Source organism: Edaphobacter acidisoli (genome assembly GCF_014642855.1).
GTDB lineage: Bacteria > Acidobacteriota > Terriglobia > Terriglobales > Acidobacteriaceae > Edaphobacter > Edaphobacter acidisoli.
The window spans coordinates 1991259-2008044 of sequence record NZ_BMJB01000001.1 but is presented as its reverse complement, the minus strand read 5'-3'; the positions used below and the strand labels follow the sequence as shown (position 1 = coordinate 2008044).

The window sequence follows — 16786 nt, the reverse complement described above, 5'->3', positions numbered from 1 at the left end:
AACTTATATCGCGGAGAAACGATGATGTCAACAATTCTTTTTCACCAAAATTTAATTCGGAGTGAGAATATTAATCGATTTAGACAAGTTTTAGCTCGGTTTTAGTGAATTTTAGCAGGTGAGATTTGTACGTGAATGAAAGAGTATGAGATCGATAACATCTTTAGGCAATCGTTATTCTTGTCATTCAGGGCCTGGCTGCTTCCGTTAGATTAAGAGGACAAATATATGCCCAGGAAGAAGGAGAAAGACCCGACGATTGCCGATGTTGCCCGTGCCGCTGGAGTGGCGGGGATGACAGTCTCGCGTGTTCTGAATGGTGGAAAGTATGTGAGCGCGGATGTGGACAAGCGAGTTCGCAGCGCGATTGTGCGTCTTGGATACCACCCGAATGAGGCGGCGAGGGTGCTGCGAGGTCAGGCACCGAGGACGATTGGGTTGATTGTGCCGAATCTGGCGGACCCGTTTTTTTCAGTATGTGCGCATGCGGCGCAGCAGATGGCGATGCAACAGGGGTATGCGACGCTGTTGCTGGCTTGCGAGGCGGACCTGAACGAAGAGGATCGCGCGCTGGCGCTGCTGCGGTCGAGGAATGCGGCGACGGGCGTGTTGATCTTTCCATCGCGGCTGGATTCGGCGCAACAACTGAAGGACATGCAGGCGAGAGGCGTGCCTGTGGTCACGCTGGACCGCACGATTCCAGGTCTTGATGCTGGAGAAGTGATGGTGGAGAACGCCGAGGGCGCGTTGAAGGCGGTGAACCACCTGATTATGCATGGGCACAAACGCATTGTGTGCGTGGGGTATGACAGCCAGTTCAATTCGATTTCGCAGCGCATGGATGGGTATCGCAGGGCGATGGCGGATGCTGGACTGAAACCGCAGATGCTGATTGCAGAGAACGGGGCGGAGGTGCCGAAGATCGTGCTCAAGCGGCTGCGCGCGGGCGATGTTCCTACGGCGCTGTTCAGTTTGAATAATGTGACGACGACGCAGGTGCTGCATCTTTTGCAGCGGGAGAATCTGCGCGTGCCGGACCAGATTGCGGTGGTGGGCTTCGATGATTTTGATTTGGGTGAGTTGCTGGCGGTTCCTTTGACAGCAGTGCGGCAGCCTGCGGCAGAGTTGGGCAGGAGTGGGACACGGCTGTTGCTGGAGATGATTCGGATGGGCTCGACCGGGATGGAAGGGACGGGCGCGCGGATTGTTTTGCCGACGGAGTTGATTGTGCGGCGATCATGCGGCTGCGTGGCGCCGCCGAGGATTGCGGGTACGAAATAAACCGAACTTCAAAATTGACGTGCCGAGCGAAGAAAAGCAAGTCCTCCCGCTTCTCACCCCAGCCAGCAAGCTGGCCGGGGACCCGTGCGTGGAAGGATGACTACTAACAGGCACGGTATGCAGTCCATCTGAAGCTGCGATATGCGCGGAAAAAGATGGAGTTGCAATCAGGGCTTGCCCTCGTGAGCACGCACGCCGTAGAATCCGGTGGCTCGATATTTCTCTGGTGCCGAGGCGTTGAAACCCAAGGGCCAGTTTGGGGAGACGTCCATGAGGCAGTCTTTCAGTGTAGGTATCGGAGGCGCCGCGGGCCAGGGTGTGGCTACGCCCGGCGACATCTTCGCCAAGATCTTCAGCCGTCGCGGGTTGCATCTGAACGCCTACAACGCGTATCAGTCGATTATTCGCGGCGGTCACACGTTTCTGACGATCCGCACGGGGCCGGACAAGATTGCCACGATTGATGGGAAGATCGACCTGCTGATTCCGCTCAATCAGGACACGATGGATCGGCATCTGGGCTTGCTGGGCGTGGGTGCGGCTTGTCTTTATAATGCCGAGACGATCAAGCCGGGGACGCCTGCGGAGGGTGTGCAGATGTGTCCGATTCCGGTGTCGAAGCTGGCGGACATCAGCAAGAACAAGGTTGCGCAGAATACGCTGGCGATTGGCGCGGGCCTGAGCATGATGGGAGTTGGCTTTGCTGCGCTGGAGGAGGTGCTGACGGAGCAGTTCCGCAGGAAGGGCCAGGCAGTGATTGACGAGAACGTCAGCATTGCGCGAGCGGGTTATGACTACGCGAGCCAGAACTTCAAGCCGTTTGCGTGGCCGCTGCCGATGACGGAGAACCGCTACGCGGTGCTGAGCGGAAATGCTGCGATGGCGATGGGTGGTGCGGCGGCGGGCGTGAAGTTTTATTGCGCGTATCCGATGAGCCCTTCGACGGGAGTGTTGCACTGGATGGCGGAGCACGCGCGCAAGGCGCAGATTATGGTGCGCCAGGTGGAAGATGAGATTGGTGTCATCAACATGGCGATTGGCGCGGCCCATGCTGGTGTGCGCTCGATGTGCGCGACCTCTGGCGGCGGCTTTGCGCTGATGAGTGAAGGGTTGGGGCTTTCGGCGCAGGCGGAGATTCCGGTGGTGGTGATTGATTGCCAGCGTGCGGGGCCGTCGACTGGTGTGCCGACCAAGACGGAGCAGGGCGATCTGTGGCAGATGCTGGGCGCGGCGTTTGGCGATTATCCGCGCGTGATTGCTGCTCCGCTGGATATTGGCGACTGCTTCACGCTGATGGCGGAGATGTTCAACATTACCGATCGCTTCCAGTGTCCGGGTATTGTGCTGTGCGATCTACTGCTGTCGGAGGGACGGCTGAGTGTCGATCCGGAGGTGCTGAACTTCAATCCGACGATTGATCGCGGTGAGTTGATTACGTCGAATGGGACGGCGGACCACGAACCGTATAAGCGGTACAAGATTACTGAGAGCGGGGTTTCGCCGCGTGTGATTCCTGGTGTGCCTGGGCACACGCATACGGTTTCGAGCGATGAGCACGATGAAGATGGCGTGCTGATCAGCGATGAGTACACCAACACCACGAAGCGCCGGGCGATGATGGAGAAGCGCATGCGCAAGGTGCAGGGCATTGAGGCTTCTGTTCCTCCGCCGGAGATTGTTGGACCGGCGAATGCGGACGTGACGCTGATTGGGTGGGGTTCGACGTATGCCGTGATCGATGAGGCGTGCGAGCTGCTGCGTGAGGCGGGGATTACGGCGAACCATCTGCCGATCCGCTGGCTGGTGCCGCTTCATGGCGATGCGATTGTGAAGCTGCTGAAGAATGCCAAGAAGACGATTATTGTCGAGAACAACTTCAGCGGGCAGTTTGCGCGGTATCTGCGCAGCGAGACGAGCTTTGTCGCCGATGGCCACATCCGCAAGTATGACGGCGAGCCGCTCTTCCCGCACCATATTGTTAATGCTGTGAAGGAACAGCTTGCGGGCAACACCACGCTCTCGGTGCCTGTGCACGAGATCAACGTCTAAAGGTTAAGGAGATTGATGATGGCCACCGAAGTCGTGACTCCGAAGGCAATGGTGATGGCTGATCTGAAGGGTAAGGTCGATCCTGACTGGTGCCCTGGGTGCGGCGACTATGGCGTGCTGGCTGCCGTGCAGAAGGCGCTGGTCGAGTTGCAGATTCCGAAGCACCAGGTTGCGACGATCAGCGGGATTGGGTGCTCGTCGAACTTTCCCGGCTTCATCGATACGTATGGGATGCATACGCTGCATGGACGCTCGATTCCCGTGGCGACAGGGTTCAAGATGGCGAACCATGCGATGACCGTGCTGGTGACGGGCGGCGATGGCGATGGGTTTGGCATTGGTTGCGGGCACTTTGTTCATGCGATGCGCCGGAACGTTGACCTGCTTTATATCGTGATGGACAACCAGATTTATGGGTTGACGACAGGGCAGACTTCGCCGACGAGCCGTCTGGGCATGAAGACGAAGAGTATGCCATTCGGGAGCATTGAATCGCCGTTGAATCCTGTTTCGCTGGCGCTGTCTGCAGGCGCGACGTATGTTGCGCGTGGGTTCAGTGGAGATCAGAAGCATCTGACTGAGTTGATTAAGCGCGGGATTGAGCACAAGGGATTTTCGTTCATCGATGTCTTCAGTCCGTGCGTGACGTACAACCACGACAATACGTTCCAGTGGTTCCGGCCGCGTGTGAAGCGCCTCGAAGATAATCCTGAGCATGATGCGACGGATTGGGTCGCCGCGATGGAGAAGTCGCTTGTGTGGGGCGAAGAGATTTTTATTGGACGCTTCTTCGAGCGGAACGATCTGCCTTCGCTGAATGAGGCGGAGCCAGTGTTGAAGGCTGGGCCGCTGGTGCAGCAGGACGTTCGGATTCCTGCGGATGTTGCGAAGTCGTTTGTCGATGAGCTGATGTAGCGCCGGTTGCAGCTTGCGGAAGCACAAAAGCAGATTCCTCCCCCTTCGACTTCGCTCAGGGTGCGGAATGGAAATGCAAAGGGACTACTGTAAAGGCTAGAAGGCTTACGCTAGAGCCAGCGCAGAAGCAGGCTGGGCATGCAGCCTAGCAGGACTACGCCTAGCGCGATGACGCAGAGGATGATCTGGTGCAGGATTGAGGTCTGTGCGGGGGCTGCGTCGGCGGGTGGGTCGGCGACGTAGATACTCTTGAGGACTTTGAGGTAGTAGTAGAGCGAGACTGCGCTCATGGCGATGGCGAGGATGACCAGCCAGAGCAGGCCGAGTGATCCGGGTGTTGCGTCGAGCACCGAGGCGAAGAGATAGAACTTGCCGAAGAAGCCCGCGAGTGGTGGGATGCCTGCGAGCGATAGCAGGAAGATCAACATGCAGAAGGATGGGATGGGTGCGCGGCGGCTGAAGCCGGCGAAGTCGGTGAGTGTGTCGCCGCCGGTTTGCTTTTCTGCGATGGCGATGACGCCGAATGCGCCGAGCACGGTGAGGGCATAGGTGATGGCGTAGTAGAGCAGTGCGGTGAAGCTCTGGCTGGTGTGCGCGAGGATGGCGAGCAGCATGTATCCTGCGTGGCCGATGGCGGAGTAGGCCAGCAGGCGCCGCACGCTCGTCTGCATGATGGCGGCGAGGTTGCCAAGCAGCATGGAGAGTACGGCGATGATGGCGATGGCGGGCGCCCATCCTGAGGCGTAGCTGTGATGAGCGCTGCTGTCTGCGGCGGTGATGAGGCCGACCGCCATGACCTGATAGAGGATGAAGAAGCTGGCGACCTTGGAGCCGGAGGCGATGAGTGCGGCGCTTGGAGCGGGTGCTCCCTGGTATACGTCGGGCGCCCAGAAGTGGAATGGGGCGGCGGCAACTTTGAATCCTAGCCCGGCAAGCACCATGACGAAGGCGACGATCAGGAGCGGGTCGAGTGGCGCGGTGTGGATGCTGGAGGCGACTACGGCGAGGTCGGTTGAGTTGGACAGGCCGTAGAGCAGGCTGAAGCCGAAGAGCAGGAAGGCCGCGGAGATTCCGCCGAAGAGGAAGTATTTGAGCGCGGCCTCGGAGGAGCGTGTGCTTGATTTGTTGAATGCGGCGAGGACGTAGAGCGAGAGGCTCAGCAGTTCGAGCGCGAGGAAGAGGACGAGAAGATTTTGTGTGCTGACGAGCAGCATCATGCCGACGGTTGCGAGCAACATCAGGGACAGATACTCGCTGACGTGTTCGGTGAAGGTGGAGCCTGCGTAGAGCAGGGAGGCTAAGGCGGTGATGACGAGCAGCGCGATTTGGACATGCTGCGCTGCTGGAGTGACGACGAGCATTCCTTCAGCGAGATGGATGGATGTTGGGGTGTGCAGTATCCATGCGGCTGAGAGTGCGCAGCCGATGCAGGTGAGAAACGATGCGCTGATGGTGCGGAGGTTGAGGGATGCTTTGCGCAGGAAGGTGAGATCTGCAGAGAGTACGCAGAGCGCTGCGACGGTGATGATGATCTCCGGCAGGAGCAGGTACAGCATTTCGATGTAAGGGAATGTGGTCATCGCACGCTCCCTTTTAAGAGGCCGTCGAAGAACGGCGAGTGCAGAGCGGGGATGATGAGGCGTAGGAGAAGCTGCGGATAGAGTCCGATGACGATGGTTGCTGCGAGGAGCAGTGCGGCGCCGAGGCGTTCGGGGAGCGTAATACGCGGGCAGGATACGTGAGTGCTGACGGCGTTGTTATCGGGTGTGCCGAAGAAGGCTTTCTGCATGGCGCGCCAGGTGTAGGCGATGCCGATGACGATGCCTGCGCCTGCGATGAGGACAAAGGCGGGGAAGGAGTGCCAGGTTCCGATGAGGACTTGCAATTCGGCGACGAAGCCGCTGAAGCCGGGGAGGCCGATGGATGCCATTCCGGCGATGACGAAGGTGACGGCGGCGAAGGGGATGACTTTGCTGAGGTGCATTGTCTCGAGCGCGGCGAGGTCGCGGGTGTGGGTGCGGTCGTAGACCATGCGGCCGACGACGGCGAAGAGCAGCCCGGCGATGATGCCGTGCGAGAACATCTGCAGGACCGCGCCGTCGAGGCCGATCTGCTGGAGGGTCATCAGGCCGAGGAGCACGAAGCCCATGTGACTGATGCTGGAGTAGCCGATGACGAATTTGAAGTCCTTCTGGACGAGCGCGACCATTGCGCCGTAGACGATGCCGATGAGCGCGAGCAGTGCGAAGACTTCGCGCCAGGAGCCGAAGCCGAGGACGTGGAAGCCCCAGGGGTCGAGTCCACGCGGGAAGAGCGCCATGGCTACGCGGAGGCAGCCGTAGGCTCCGAGCTTCATGATGACTCCTGCAAGCATCATGGAGGCTGCGGTGGGTGCGGCGACGTGGCCGGTGGGCGCCCAGGTGTGGAAGGGCCAGAGGCCGGCGAGGATCGCAAAGCCGATGAAGACGAGCGGGAAGGCCCACATCTGGAAGTGGACGGAGAACGGATACTGCGCGAGTTGCGCGAGGTCCATCGTGTGCGCGCCGGAGACGACGTAGGCGGCGATGATTCCGATGAGCACCATGGCGCTGCCGACGAAGGAGTAGAGCGCGAGCTTCATGGCGGCGTACTCGCGGCGCGTGGAGCCCCAGATGGCGATGAGGAAGTACTTCGGGATGATGGCGATCTCGTAGAAGATGAAGAGCAGCAGGAGATCGAAGCTGAGGAAGACGCCGTAGACGCCGCCGATTAGCGCGAGGTAGAAGGCGAAGAATTCGTTGGCGCGGCGCTCGACGTTCCAGGAGAAGAGCACGCCCGCGACGGCGACGATGCCGGTGAGCAGCACGAGCGTGAGGCTGATGCCGTCGGCGGCGAGATGGTATTCGAGGCCGAGTGATGGGACCCACGCGGTGCGGGTGATCGTGATGAGTTCGCCGGAGGGATGGGCCGCGAACGTTGCCAGCGTGAGGGCGAGGCCTGCGAGCGCTGTGAGCAGCGTGATGATGCGTGCTGCGCGCGCGGCTTGCTTTGGCAGCAGCATCAGCACGGCGGCGCCGATGAACGAGATGTAGATGGTCCAGGCCAGCATGGTCAGGTTGCTGCTCTAAAATTTCTGCAAAAACTGCATTACGGTGCTGTTGGTGAAGCCAAGAATGAGTTGCGGCCAGAGGCCGAGGATGAGCATGAGGATGAGCGGAGGCGCGAGCGAGAGCTTCTCCGCGAGGGTGAGGTCGGGCATGGTGGTCCACTTCTGCCGGACGGGGCCGGAGAAGACGCGTTGCAGGATCGTCAGCAGGAAGATCGCTGTGAGCAGCAGGCCGAGGACTGAGATTGAGGTCGGCCAGATCGACAGCGGGAATGAGCCTTTGAAGATGAGGAACTCGCCGACGAAGCCGTTGAGGCCGGGCAGGCCCAGCGACGAGAAGATTGCGATGCCCATCATGCCGCAGAAGACGGGCGCGACTTTGCGCAGGCCGCCGAAGTCGTCGAGGCCGCGGAGACCGCCGCTGCGTTTTTCGAGCAGAGCTACGAACCAGAAGAGCGTTGCGGCGGTGAGGCCGTGGTTGAACATCTGCAGGAATACGCCGTTGAGGGCTGCGGCTTTTTCTGTGGCGAGGGCGGGGCTGTTGCCTGTGAACTGCAGCACGGAGAAGATGCCCAACATGCAGTAGCCGAGGTGATTGATGGAGGAGTAGGCGAAGATGCGCTTCAGGTCTTTTTGCGCCAGCGCTGCGTAGGCGGAGAGGACGATGGTGGCGACGGCGAGCCATAGCAGCGGCGTTCGCACTTCGCGCAATTGGATGAAGAAGATGGGGAGCAGGATGCGGAGGAAGCCGTAGACGCCCATCTTCGACATGGTGCCGGTGAGTAGCATGGTGACGCCGGTTGGGGCTTCGGCGTAGGTGCTGGGTAGCCAGGTGTGGAATGGCTCGATGGGGACCTTGACGGCAAAGCCGAGGAACGCGCAGAACGCGAGCAGCAGCGCGGCTTTGCCTGCGGTGAAGCTGTGCCAGGCGAGTCCAGAGGCGATGGCTGGGAGCAGCTCGTCGTTGTGCGCCATGGCGGCGAGGCTGATGAAGTCGAATTGGCCGGTGGTGAGGAAGATGGCGAGGAAGGCGAGCAGCAGGGCGACGCTGCCGACCATGGTGTAGATGAAGAATTGGGTGGCTGCGGTGGCGCGCTGGGGGCCTCCCCAGAGGCGGACGAGGAAGAATGCGGGGATGAGGCTGAGCTCCCAGAAGAGAAACCAGTGGAAGAAGTTGAGCGCGGTGAAGGTGCCGAAGAGTCCGGCCTGGAGCATGAGGATGAGCGCGAAGTAAAGCGATGCGCGCTCTTTGATGTGCCATGACGCTGCAATGGACATGGGGACGACGATGGCGGAGAGCAGCAGCATGAGCAGGCCGAGTCCGTCGATGCCAACGTGGTACTCGACGCCGAGCGAGGGGATCCAGGGGCGGAGTTCTTCGAACTGAAGCGTGCCTAATGCTGGGTTGAACCAGTGCCACAGGATGAGTGTGACGAGGAGCGCGAGGAAGGCGAAGGCGAGTGCGAGTCCGCGTGAGAGCTTGTTGCTCTTTGCGCCGAGCGTCAACACGGCGGCTGCGCCTACGAGTGGCAGGGCCGTGAGGAGGGTGATGGGTGAAAGCAGCGTCATCGCACCCCGCTCCAGATGAGGAAGATGACGAGCAGGGCGAAGGCGGCGCCGAGCAGGCGGAGATAGGTTTGCGAGCGGCCGTTTTGGATGCGTGAGAGCAGCCGGCCGCCCAGGGTGACGGTGTGGCAGCCTTCGTCAAAGCCGGCGTTGACGATGTAGTTGTCGGTGGAGCGGGCGAGCCACGAGAGGCTGAGTACGGCGTGGGAGACGGTCCATACGGCCCCGCTCCAGATGCGCCGGTCGAGCCAGTTGCTGAGGCGTGAGAGCCAGGTGTTCCAGCGGATGAAGGTGACGCTGTAGAGCTCGTCGACGTAGAGTTTTCTGCGCAGCGCGTGGAAGAGCAGGGGCTGCATTTGTTCGAGGGCGTCGGGTGAGTCGGGGGTGGTTGCGGGCTTGCGTCCGTAGAGCCACCAGCCTAGCCCGAGGCCGATGAAGACGATGATCGAGGAAGAGAGCATCACGGTGAGGATGCCGCTTTCCATGAATCCGGAGAGATGCCAGGTCGTATGGCCTCCGTTGATGAATGCGTCGAACCATGGCCATGCCGGTGTGCCGATTGCTCCGAGGAGAATTGCGAATGTCGCCAGGAGGATGAGCGGGACGGTCATCATGGAGGGGCTTTCGTGCGGGGTAGCGTGATGCGTGTGCTCTGGCTCTGCGTGTTCTGGTTCTGCGTGTTCTTCGTGGTTGGCTGAACGGTAGGCGCCGAAGAAGACGTAGCAGACCTGGCGGGTCATGTAGAAGGCGGTGAGGAGCGCGCCGAAGGCTCCGAGGTAGAAGGGAATGTGTGAGGGGCTCCAGCTGTGCGCGGCGTGGAGGATGGCGTCTTTGCTCCAGAAGCCGGAGAAGAAGAGTGGGAAGCCGCAGAGCGCGAGCATGCCGACAGCGTAGGTGGCGAAGGTGACGGGCATGAAGCGGCGGAGTCCGCCCATGCGGCGGATGTCCTGCTCGTCGTTGCAGCCGTGGATGACGGAGCCTGCGCCGAGGAAGAGTAATGATTTGAAGAAGGCGTGTGTGATGAGGTGGAACATGCCCACGGCGACACCGCCGACGCCGAGGCCGATCATCATGTAGCCGAGCTGGGAGATGGTGGAGTAGGCGAGGATGCGCTTGATGTCGTCCTGCGCGACGGCGATGAGCGCGGCGAAGACGGCGGTGATGGCGCCGATCCAGGTGACGACTGCAAGGGCTGTGGTGGCGTGCGCCGCGAGAGTGTCGGACATCAGGGGATAGACGCGGGCGACGAGGAAGACGCCTGCGGCGACCATAGTTGCGGCGTGGATGAGCGCGCTGACCGGGGTGGGGCCTTCCATCGCGTCGGGGAGCCAGACGTGCAGCGGGACTTGTCCGGATTTGCCGATTGCGCCGCAGAAGATGAGCAGCGCGATGCCGGTGGAGGCGGCCATGCCGATGGTGGTGATCTCGGCGGCCATTTTGATGAGGGCTGCGTGTTCCATGCAGCCGGCGCCGCTGTCATAGAAGAGCAGCGTGCCGGCCTGCGAGTAGAGCCAGACCATGCCGATCAGGAAGGCCAGGTCGCCGATACGCGTGGTGATGAATGCCTTTTTGGCCGCGGCTGCGGCGGTGGGTTTGTGATACCAGAAGCCAATGAGCAGGTAGGAGGTGAGGCCGACGAGCTCCCAGCACATGAAGAGCAGGAGGAGGCTGTTGGCGATGACGACGCCGAGCATGGCTGCGGCGAACAGCGACAGAAAGCAGAAGAAGCGGGTGAAGTTTTCGTCGTGCGCCATGTAGCCGGTGCTGAAGATGAAGACCATCAGGCCGACGAAGGAGACCATGACGAGCATTACGGCGGTGAGCGGGTCGAGCATCCAGCCGAGGCGCAGTGATTCGGATCCGAACTGGAGCCACTGGAAGTTGAAGACCTCGACGCCTGCGCTGGCGTGAAGCACATGCACGAAGGCGCAGAGAGAGAGCAGCAGGGAGATGGAGAGTGCGCCGATGGCAAGAGTGGCCGCGTACTTGCGCTGGCGTTGTCTGGCGATCGCCGTCAGCCCCGCGCCGAGTGCGGGGATTGCGGGGATGAGCCAGAGATTTTTTAGTATCCAGGTCATAGTGTCGTCAGCGTTGTCATCGTGTCTTCAGGTGGTGCAGGTGCAGGGTGCGGCTTTGGGCGAGTTATCCGTGCATGGAGGTGACCTCGTCGATGTTGGCGCTCTTGAGGTGGCGGTAGAGCGAGATGATGAGGGCGAGTCCGACGGCGGCTTCGGCTGCTGCGACGCCGATGGAGAAGATGGCGAAGAGAACGCCGGTGAGGGCTTCGGGATGCGGGCCGTAGCGCCAGAAGGCGATGAAGTTCAGGTTGGCTGCGTTGAGCATCAGCTCGATGCCGATGAGTACCATGATGGCGTTGCGGCGCATCAGCGCTCCGGCGAGGCCGATGGTGAAGAGTAGGGCGGCGAGCAGCAGGCATCCTGCGAGTGGCGTCATCGCTGCTCCTTTTGCTCACGCACGGCGATGGTGACGGCGCCGATCAGGGCTGTGGTCAGGAGCAGGCCGACGATCTCGAGGGGCAGAGCATAGCGCAGCATGAGCGCGCTGCCGATCTGCTGCATGGTTGCTTCGGGTTGCGTGGGTGTATGGATGCGGGAGGCGGGGCTTTGATGGATGGCCCATGCCATGACGGCGAAGACGGCCAGTGCGATGGCTCCGCTGGCGAGCCAGGAGCTGCTGAGGATTGGGCCTGCTGGAGTGCTGGAGTTTTTTGTGAGCAGCACGGCGAAGACGATGAGGATGACGACTGCGCCGACGTAGACGAGAATTTGCGCCAGGCCGATGAACTGTGCGCCTAGCAGAAGATACACAACTGCGAGACCTGCGAAGGCCACGGTGATCGCCAATACGGAGTGGATGAGGTTGCGGAGGCTGAAGGCCGCCACCGCTCCCGCAACTGTCAGTATGGCGAAGATCGTGAACAGCAAGATGGTCCTTTCGCGTTCAGTACGGCGTTGGCAGCAGTATCGCTGCGTTATTCGGCGAATCGATAGGTTCGCTTTTCCAGCTTCCAGCCCTTGGCCATTCCTCGGCCAAGCAAAACGTACGGTACAACAACCATGAGTGCGCAGATGAGCCAGCGGAGGGCGATGTTCGGGACGAAGCGCCAGACGCCTGCGGTGACGAGGTTAATCAGCGCGAGCGGCAGCATAAACTTCCAGGCAAAGTTCATCAGCTGGTCCATGCGGAGGCGCGGCAGTGTGCCGCGTATCCAGATGAACATGGCGATGAGGAAGAGTAGTTTGGCGAAGAACCAGATGTAGGACGGCACCCAGGTGAGGAATGAGAGGGGTGCTCCCCAGCCGCCCAGGAACAGCGTGATGCCTAGTCCGCTCATGGCGAACATGCCGATATATTCGCCGAGGAAGAATAGGGCGAACTTGAAGCCTGAGTATTCGGTGAAGTACCCGGAGATGATCTCGGATTCGCCTTCGGGCAGGTCGAAGGGTGAGCGATTGGATTCGGCGGTCGCGGCGATCATGAAGAGGACGAATCCCGCGAAGCCCCACGGCGTGAGGATGAACCAGTGAGGGAGGATGCCGGTGAAGCCGGATTGCTTCTCGATGATGGTGACGGTGGAGAGCGAGCCCGCTGCCATGACGACGGTGACTGCAGCGAGAATCAGCGGCACTTCGTAGCTGATCATCTGCGCGATGGCGCGCATGGCTCCGAGTAACGAATATTTATTGTTGCTCGACCAGCCGGCCATGAAGATGCACATCTCCATGACGGAGCTGGCGGCGAAGAAGAAGAGGATGCCGGCGTCGAGATTGGCGAGCACCATGTTGCGGCCGATGGGCAGCACGGCGTACATCGTGAATGCGGCGACGACGAGCACGATGGGCGCGAGGAAGTGGACGGTCTTGTCTGCCGCCAGCGGGACGATGTCTTCCTTGGTCAGCGATTTGATTCCGTCGGCCAGCGGTTGCAGGATGCCGAATGGGCCGACGCGGTTTGGGCCGTAGCGATTCTGGATGCGGCCCAGCCCTTTGCGTTCGAGAACGGTGGTGATGGCGAACAGGGATGCGAAGACGACGAGCAGTGCGGCGGCTGAGATGATATCGGCGACGAGGGGTTCCACTGCGGCGGGTGTGTGGGAGACGAGCCAGCGTTCGGCTGAGACGAAGAGCTGGTCGGCCGCCTGCGCTGTCGTGATCGTGGACGAGAGGATCATTCGGCGGACGATGCTCCGTGGCTCGTTTGTTGAGCTGCGCCTGTGGCTGCCGCGACTGGTTTTGTCTCCGCTGCTTTGGCCTTTGCGTCTGCCTTTGCTTTTTCCTCTGCGAGGCGTGCGTCGACTTCGGTGGCCTCGGTGGGGTGAATCTCGTGGTAGTAGGTGTTGGATTTGGCGAGTTGCTGCCGGTCCCACAGGAGACCGCCGAAGCGGTCGTCGGTGCTCAACTCGAAGTCGGTGTCCATTTTGATGGCTTCGAATGGGCAGACCTCGACGCAGATCTGGCAACTCATGCAGACTGAGACGTCGATGTTGAAGACGGTGGGATAGAACTGCGGCTTGCCGACCGCGTCGGGCTTTTTGTCCTTGCTCTTCTCAATGAAGATGCACTTCGGGGGACATTCTTTTTCGCAGATCTGGCAGGCGACGCAGCGCAGGCCGGACTTCCAGTCGTCGCCGTCGTAGACGAGGAAAGGGAAGTTGCGCGCGGCTTCGGCTTGCGGCAGGCGCTCTTCCGGGTATTCGACGGTGGTGAGGCGGTCGCGGCTGACGTAGCTGCCAAAGAAATTTCTTGCCGTCTCTACCAGACCCTTCGCGATGCCTGTCCCCAGCATTGATTCCAAAGCCCTCTTCCGAAACGGTTTGCTACATCACTTCGATATCACGAACGGCCGCGTAACTTCCGCACCGGAAGTCTACCGGTCAACCTCGCCCAGCACAATATCAATCGTGCCGAAGATTACGATCAGGTCCGCGACCGAATAGCCGCGGCACATGTCCTCCAGGAGTGTGAGATTGATGAAGCTCGGCGGGCGCACACGGTAGCGGTATGGATTGCCGGTGCCGTCGCTGATTAAGTAGAAGCCGAGTTCGCCTTTGGCGGATTCGATGCGTCCGTAGGCCTCGCCGGGCTTTGGACGGAAGCCGCGAATCTTTGTCTTTGGATCGATGATGGGGCCGGCGGGGATATCGCGCAGGGCTTGTTCGAGGATTTTGATGGACTCGCGCATCTCGAGCATGCGGACCATGTAGCGGTCGTAGACGTCGCCGTGCTCGCCGAGCGGGATTTTGAAGTTGAAGCGGTCGTAGATGCCGTACTTGTCGACCTTGCGGATGTCGTAGTTGACGCCGGAGGCGCGCAGCACAGGACCGGTGACGCCACCCTGGATGGCGAGTTCTTTTGAAAGCGTGCCAATGCCTTGTGTTCGCGCGAGCAGGATTTCGTTGGAGGTCAGCAGGTTTTCGAATTCGTCGAGGAAACGTGGGAATTCGGTGACGGTTTTCTTCACGCGGTCGAGCCAACCGGAGGGAAGCTCGACGCGGCAGCCGCCGAAGCGCATGTAGTTGCACATCATGCGCGAGCCGGTGAGGGCTTCGAAGAGGTCGAGGATAGTTTCGCGCTCGCGGAAGCCGTACATCAGCGGCGAGCCGCTGGCGCCCATCTCCTGCAGGAGAAAGCCGATGGTGGTTGCGTGGTTTTGCAGGCGGGTCAGTTCGGCTGTGATGACGCGGATGTATTCGGCGCGCTCGGGCACCTGGATGCCTGCGAGTTTTTCGACGGCGAGTGCGTAGGCCCAGTTGTTGGTGAGCGAACCGAAGTAGTCGAGCCGGTCGGTGTAGGGCATCGAGGCGAGGTAGGAGGCGGACTCGGCGATCTTCTCGTGGTTGCGGTGCAGGTAGCCGACGACTGGTTTCAGCTTGACGACGCGCTCGCCGTCGAGCACTGCGTCCATGCGGAAGACGCCGTGGGTCGAGGGATGGTGCGGGCCGAGCGAGATCTCAAGCAGGCCCTCGTCGCCGCTGCTGGTTGCGAGGGGTTCGAGCAGTGTGTGCTCTGTTGGCGCAGTTGTCTGCATCCTTATGCCCCCTCCATTGCGCGCGCCTGCTTCGCTTTTTCGAGCACGGAGTCGTGCGCGGTTGGCTCGTACTCGTAGTCGTTGGGTTCGACGTAGTCCTTGCGCATGGGATGGTCTTCGAAGCCGTCCCACATGAGGATGCGGCGCAGGTCCGGGTGGCCTTCGAAGATGATGCCGAAGAGGTCGAAGATCTCGCGCTCCTGAAACTCGGCGCTTCTCCACACGGGCGTGAGCGAGGGCAGTGTGACCTGATCGGAGCGGTTGCCGGTCCTCATGCGGATGATGACCGGACCGTGCTTCTTCTCCATCGAGTAGATGTGGTACACGGCTTCGAGATAGCCCGGGGTGTGCGTTTTGCGGACTTCTTCGACTTCCTGCTCTATGCCATCGACGAGCTTCTTTACTTTCACTTTTTCGGAGGTCTCGGTGTCGAGCCAGTCGACGCCGGTTGCGTTCGAGCAGAAGTCGAGATGTAGTTCGGGATCGTCGCGCAGAAACTCGGCGATGGCTTGCGCTTGTTCGGGACGGAGCAGAAGCGAGTGCTGCGCAGACGGGCTTGGGTTGAGAACGAGCTCAACGTGCGCGCCGGGGACGGCTTTTTCAATCGCGGATTTAATCTCTTCGATGTTCATCGGCATCCGTCGTGGAGCTTTCGCTGGCAGCGGTGGGCAGAGTGATGTGCCAGAGTTTTGTGTTTCTGGGCGGCTCCAGATCGTGCGGTCCAAACTCGGGGATGGGGAACTCGCTTGGGGCGTCTGCCTGGAGGTGGCGCGGGCGGTCTTCGCCTGTGAGCGATTGTGCGTCGATCTTCTTTTGCAGCGTGATGAAAGCGTCCATCAGGGCTTCGGGGCGCGGAGGGCAGCCGGGGATGTGGACGTCGACGGGAATGTAGCGGTCGATGCCTTTGAGTACGTTGTAGCCCTGCTTGAATGGGCCGCCAGAGATGGCGCATGCGCCCATCGCGATGACGTACTTTGGCTCCGGCATCTGGTTGTAGAGCCGCACTACTTGAGGGGCCATCTTCTTGGTCACAGTGCCGGCGACAATCATCAGATCAGCTTGACGCGGTGATGGGCGAAAGACCTCTGCGCCAAAGCGGGCCAGGTCGTAACGGGCCATCGTCGTGGCAATCATTTCGATGGCGCAACAGGCGAGACCGAACGTCAGCGGCCAGACAGAGCTCTTCCGGCCCCAGTTGTAGAGTTCCTCCATCGTCGTGGTGAAGATGCCCTGGCGGCTCAGTTCCGATTTCAGTTGCTGGTCCATCAAACCCCGCTTCAATGCTCCTCTAGTAGTTAGATGCCTTTGCCTTACTTTCGTCCGGCGTCTGGCCGATTACACCCAGGTTAAGACTCCTTTGCTCCACGCCCAGACCAGCCCTTCGGCCAGCAGGAGCAGAAAGACCAGCATAGCGACGGTTGCGCCCACCGTGAGGCCGGAGAATGCCACCGCAAACGGCAGCAGGAAAACAACTTCTACATCGAAGACGAGGAAGATGATGGCGTAGATGTAGTACTCGGGGCGGAAGGGAAGCTGGGTGTCAGGCTTGGTGGCAAGGCCGCACTCGTAGGTTGCGTCTTTGAGGGGGCCGGGTTTGGCCGGGGAGAACTTCTTCGCCCAGAGCCGGGCCAGCGCCAGCGGAGCGACGGCAAATCCAACGGCTGCAATCATCAGGACTACAACGGGCCCGTAGATGTCGAAGAAATGTGAAGCCATACAGAACGTGTTTCGCTCGCCTCTTTGTCTGGCAAACAGAGTACGCCAGAATTCGGTCGTTGACACGTGAAAATGCCCGGCGCATAATCCAGCCCATACGTGCTCGAATCCAGCCGGTTACTCCCC

At 60.6% G+C, this 16786-nt stretch carries 15 protein-coding genes; 3 read left to right on the top strand and 12 right to left on the bottom strand.

Annotated features, from left to right (window positions below):
• Nucleotides 1-228: 228 nt before the first annotated feature.
• The 3 genes from IEX36_RS08115 to IEX36_RS08105 all read left to right on the top strand — a co-directional run bounded on the left by IEX36_RS08115 (nucleotide 229) and on the right by IEX36_RS08105 (nucleotide 4245).
• Nucleotides 229-1281 carry a LacI family DNA-binding transcriptional regulator gene (locus tag IEX36_RS08115; protein WP_188758835.1) on the top strand — a complete coding sequence of 351 codons (1053 nt, stop codon included), beginning with the start codon at nucleotides 229-231 and terminating at the stop codon, nucleotides 1279-1281.
• 270 nt (nucleotides 1282-1551) lie between these two features.
• Complete coding sequence (locus tag IEX36_RS08110; protein WP_188758834.1) at nucleotides 1552-3330, top strand: 2-oxoacid:acceptor oxidoreductase subunit alpha; 1779 nt, start codon at nucleotides 1552-1554, stop codon at nucleotides 3328-3330.
• A gap of 18 nt (nucleotides 3331-3348) precedes the next feature.
• Nucleotides 3349-4245: a 2-oxoacid:ferredoxin oxidoreductase subunit beta gene (locus IEX36_RS08105; protein ID WP_188758833.1), complete on the top strand. Its 897-nt coding sequence runs from the start codon at nucleotides 3349-3351 to the stop codon at nucleotides 4243-4245.
• Between the two features lie 110 nt (nucleotides 4246-4355).
• Here the strand turns inward: IEX36_RS08105 and IEX36_RS08100 are convergent, their stop codons facing one another.
• The 12 genes from IEX36_RS08100 to IEX36_RS08045 all read right to left on the bottom strand — a co-directional run bounded on the left by IEX36_RS08100 (nucleotide 4356) and on the right by IEX36_RS08045 (nucleotide 16660).
• Complete coding sequence (locus tag IEX36_RS08100) at nucleotides 4356-5825, bottom strand: NADH-quinone oxidoreductase subunit N (RefSeq protein ID WP_188758832.1); 1470 nt, start codon at nucleotides 5823-5825, stop codon at nucleotides 4356-4358.
• Entirely contained in the window at nucleotides 5822-7333 is a 1512-nt protein-coding gene (locus tag IEX36_RS08095) for a complex I subunit 4 family protein (protein WP_188758831.1), read from the bottom strand. Before IEX36_RS08095 ends, IEX36_RS08100 begins: the two co-directional genes overlap by 4 nt.
• Nucleotides 7334-7348: 15 nt before the next feature.
• Nucleotides 7349-8899 (bottom strand): complex I subunit 4 family protein, encoded by a 1551-nt coding sequence (locus IEX36_RS08090; protein WP_188758830.1) that lies wholly within the window; start codon nucleotides 8897-8899, stop codon nucleotides 7349-7351.
• Nucleotides 8896-10974 carry an NADH-quinone oxidoreductase subunit L gene (gene nuoL / locus IEX36_RS08085; protein ID WP_188758828.1) on the bottom strand — a complete coding sequence of 693 codons (2079 nt, stop codon included), beginning with the start codon at nucleotides 10972-10974 and terminating at the stop codon, nucleotides 8896-8898. Before nuoL ends, IEX36_RS08090 begins: the two co-directional genes overlap by 4 nt.
• A 64-nt stretch (nucleotides 10975-11038) precedes the next feature.
• A complete protein-coding gene (nuoK, locus tag IEX36_RS08080) occupies nucleotides 11039-11350 on the bottom strand; it encodes an NADH-quinone oxidoreductase subunit NuoK (RefSeq protein ID WP_188758827.1) in 312 nt (103 codons plus the stop codon).
• On the bottom strand, nucleotides 11347-11841 hold the full coding sequence (locus tag IEX36_RS08075; protein WP_188758825.1) for an NADH-quinone oxidoreductase subunit J family protein: 495 nt from the start codon (nucleotides 11839-11841) through the stop codon (nucleotides 11347-11349). Before IEX36_RS08075 ends, nuoK begins: the two co-directional genes overlap by 4 nt.
• 47 nt (nucleotides 11842-11888) lie before the next feature.
• Complete coding sequence (gene nuoH / locus IEX36_RS08070) at nucleotides 11889-13088, bottom strand: NADH-quinone oxidoreductase subunit NuoH (RefSeq protein WP_188758823.1); 1200 nt, start codon at nucleotides 13086-13088, stop codon at nucleotides 11889-11891.
• The gene (locus IEX36_RS08065; RefSeq protein WP_188759893.1) at nucleotides 13085-13702 is read right to left on the bottom strand and encodes a 4Fe-4S dicluster domain-containing protein; all 618 of its coding nucleotides are present in this window, start codon (nucleotides 13700-13702) and stop codon (nucleotides 13085-13087) included. The genes nuoH and IEX36_RS08065 overlap by 4 nt, the downstream gene beginning before the upstream one ends.
• Nucleotides 13703-13783: 81 nt before the next feature.
• Entirely contained in the window at nucleotides 13784-14944 is a 1161-nt protein-coding gene (locus IEX36_RS08060; protein WP_188758821.1) for an NADH-quinone oxidoreductase subunit D, read from the bottom strand.
• A 2-nt stretch (nucleotides 14945-14946) separates the two neighbouring features.
• Entirely contained in the window at nucleotides 14947-15576 is a 630-nt protein-coding gene (locus IEX36_RS08055) for an NADH-quinone oxidoreductase subunit C (protein WP_188758820.1), read from the bottom strand.
• The gene (locus IEX36_RS08050) at nucleotides 15557-16210 is read right to left on the bottom strand and encodes an NADH-quinone oxidoreductase subunit B (RefSeq protein ID WP_229668797.1); all 654 of its coding nucleotides are present in this window, start codon (nucleotides 16208-16210) and stop codon (nucleotides 15557-15559) included. Before IEX36_RS08050 ends, IEX36_RS08055 begins: the two co-directional genes overlap by 20 nt.
• A 69-nt stretch (nucleotides 16211-16279) precedes the next feature.
• The gene (locus IEX36_RS08045; RefSeq protein WP_188758818.1) at nucleotides 16280-16660 is read right to left on the bottom strand and encodes an NADH-quinone oxidoreductase subunit A; all 381 of its coding nucleotides are present in this window, start codon (nucleotides 16658-16660) and stop codon (nucleotides 16280-16282) included.
• Nucleotides 16661-16786: the final 126 nt, after the last annotated feature.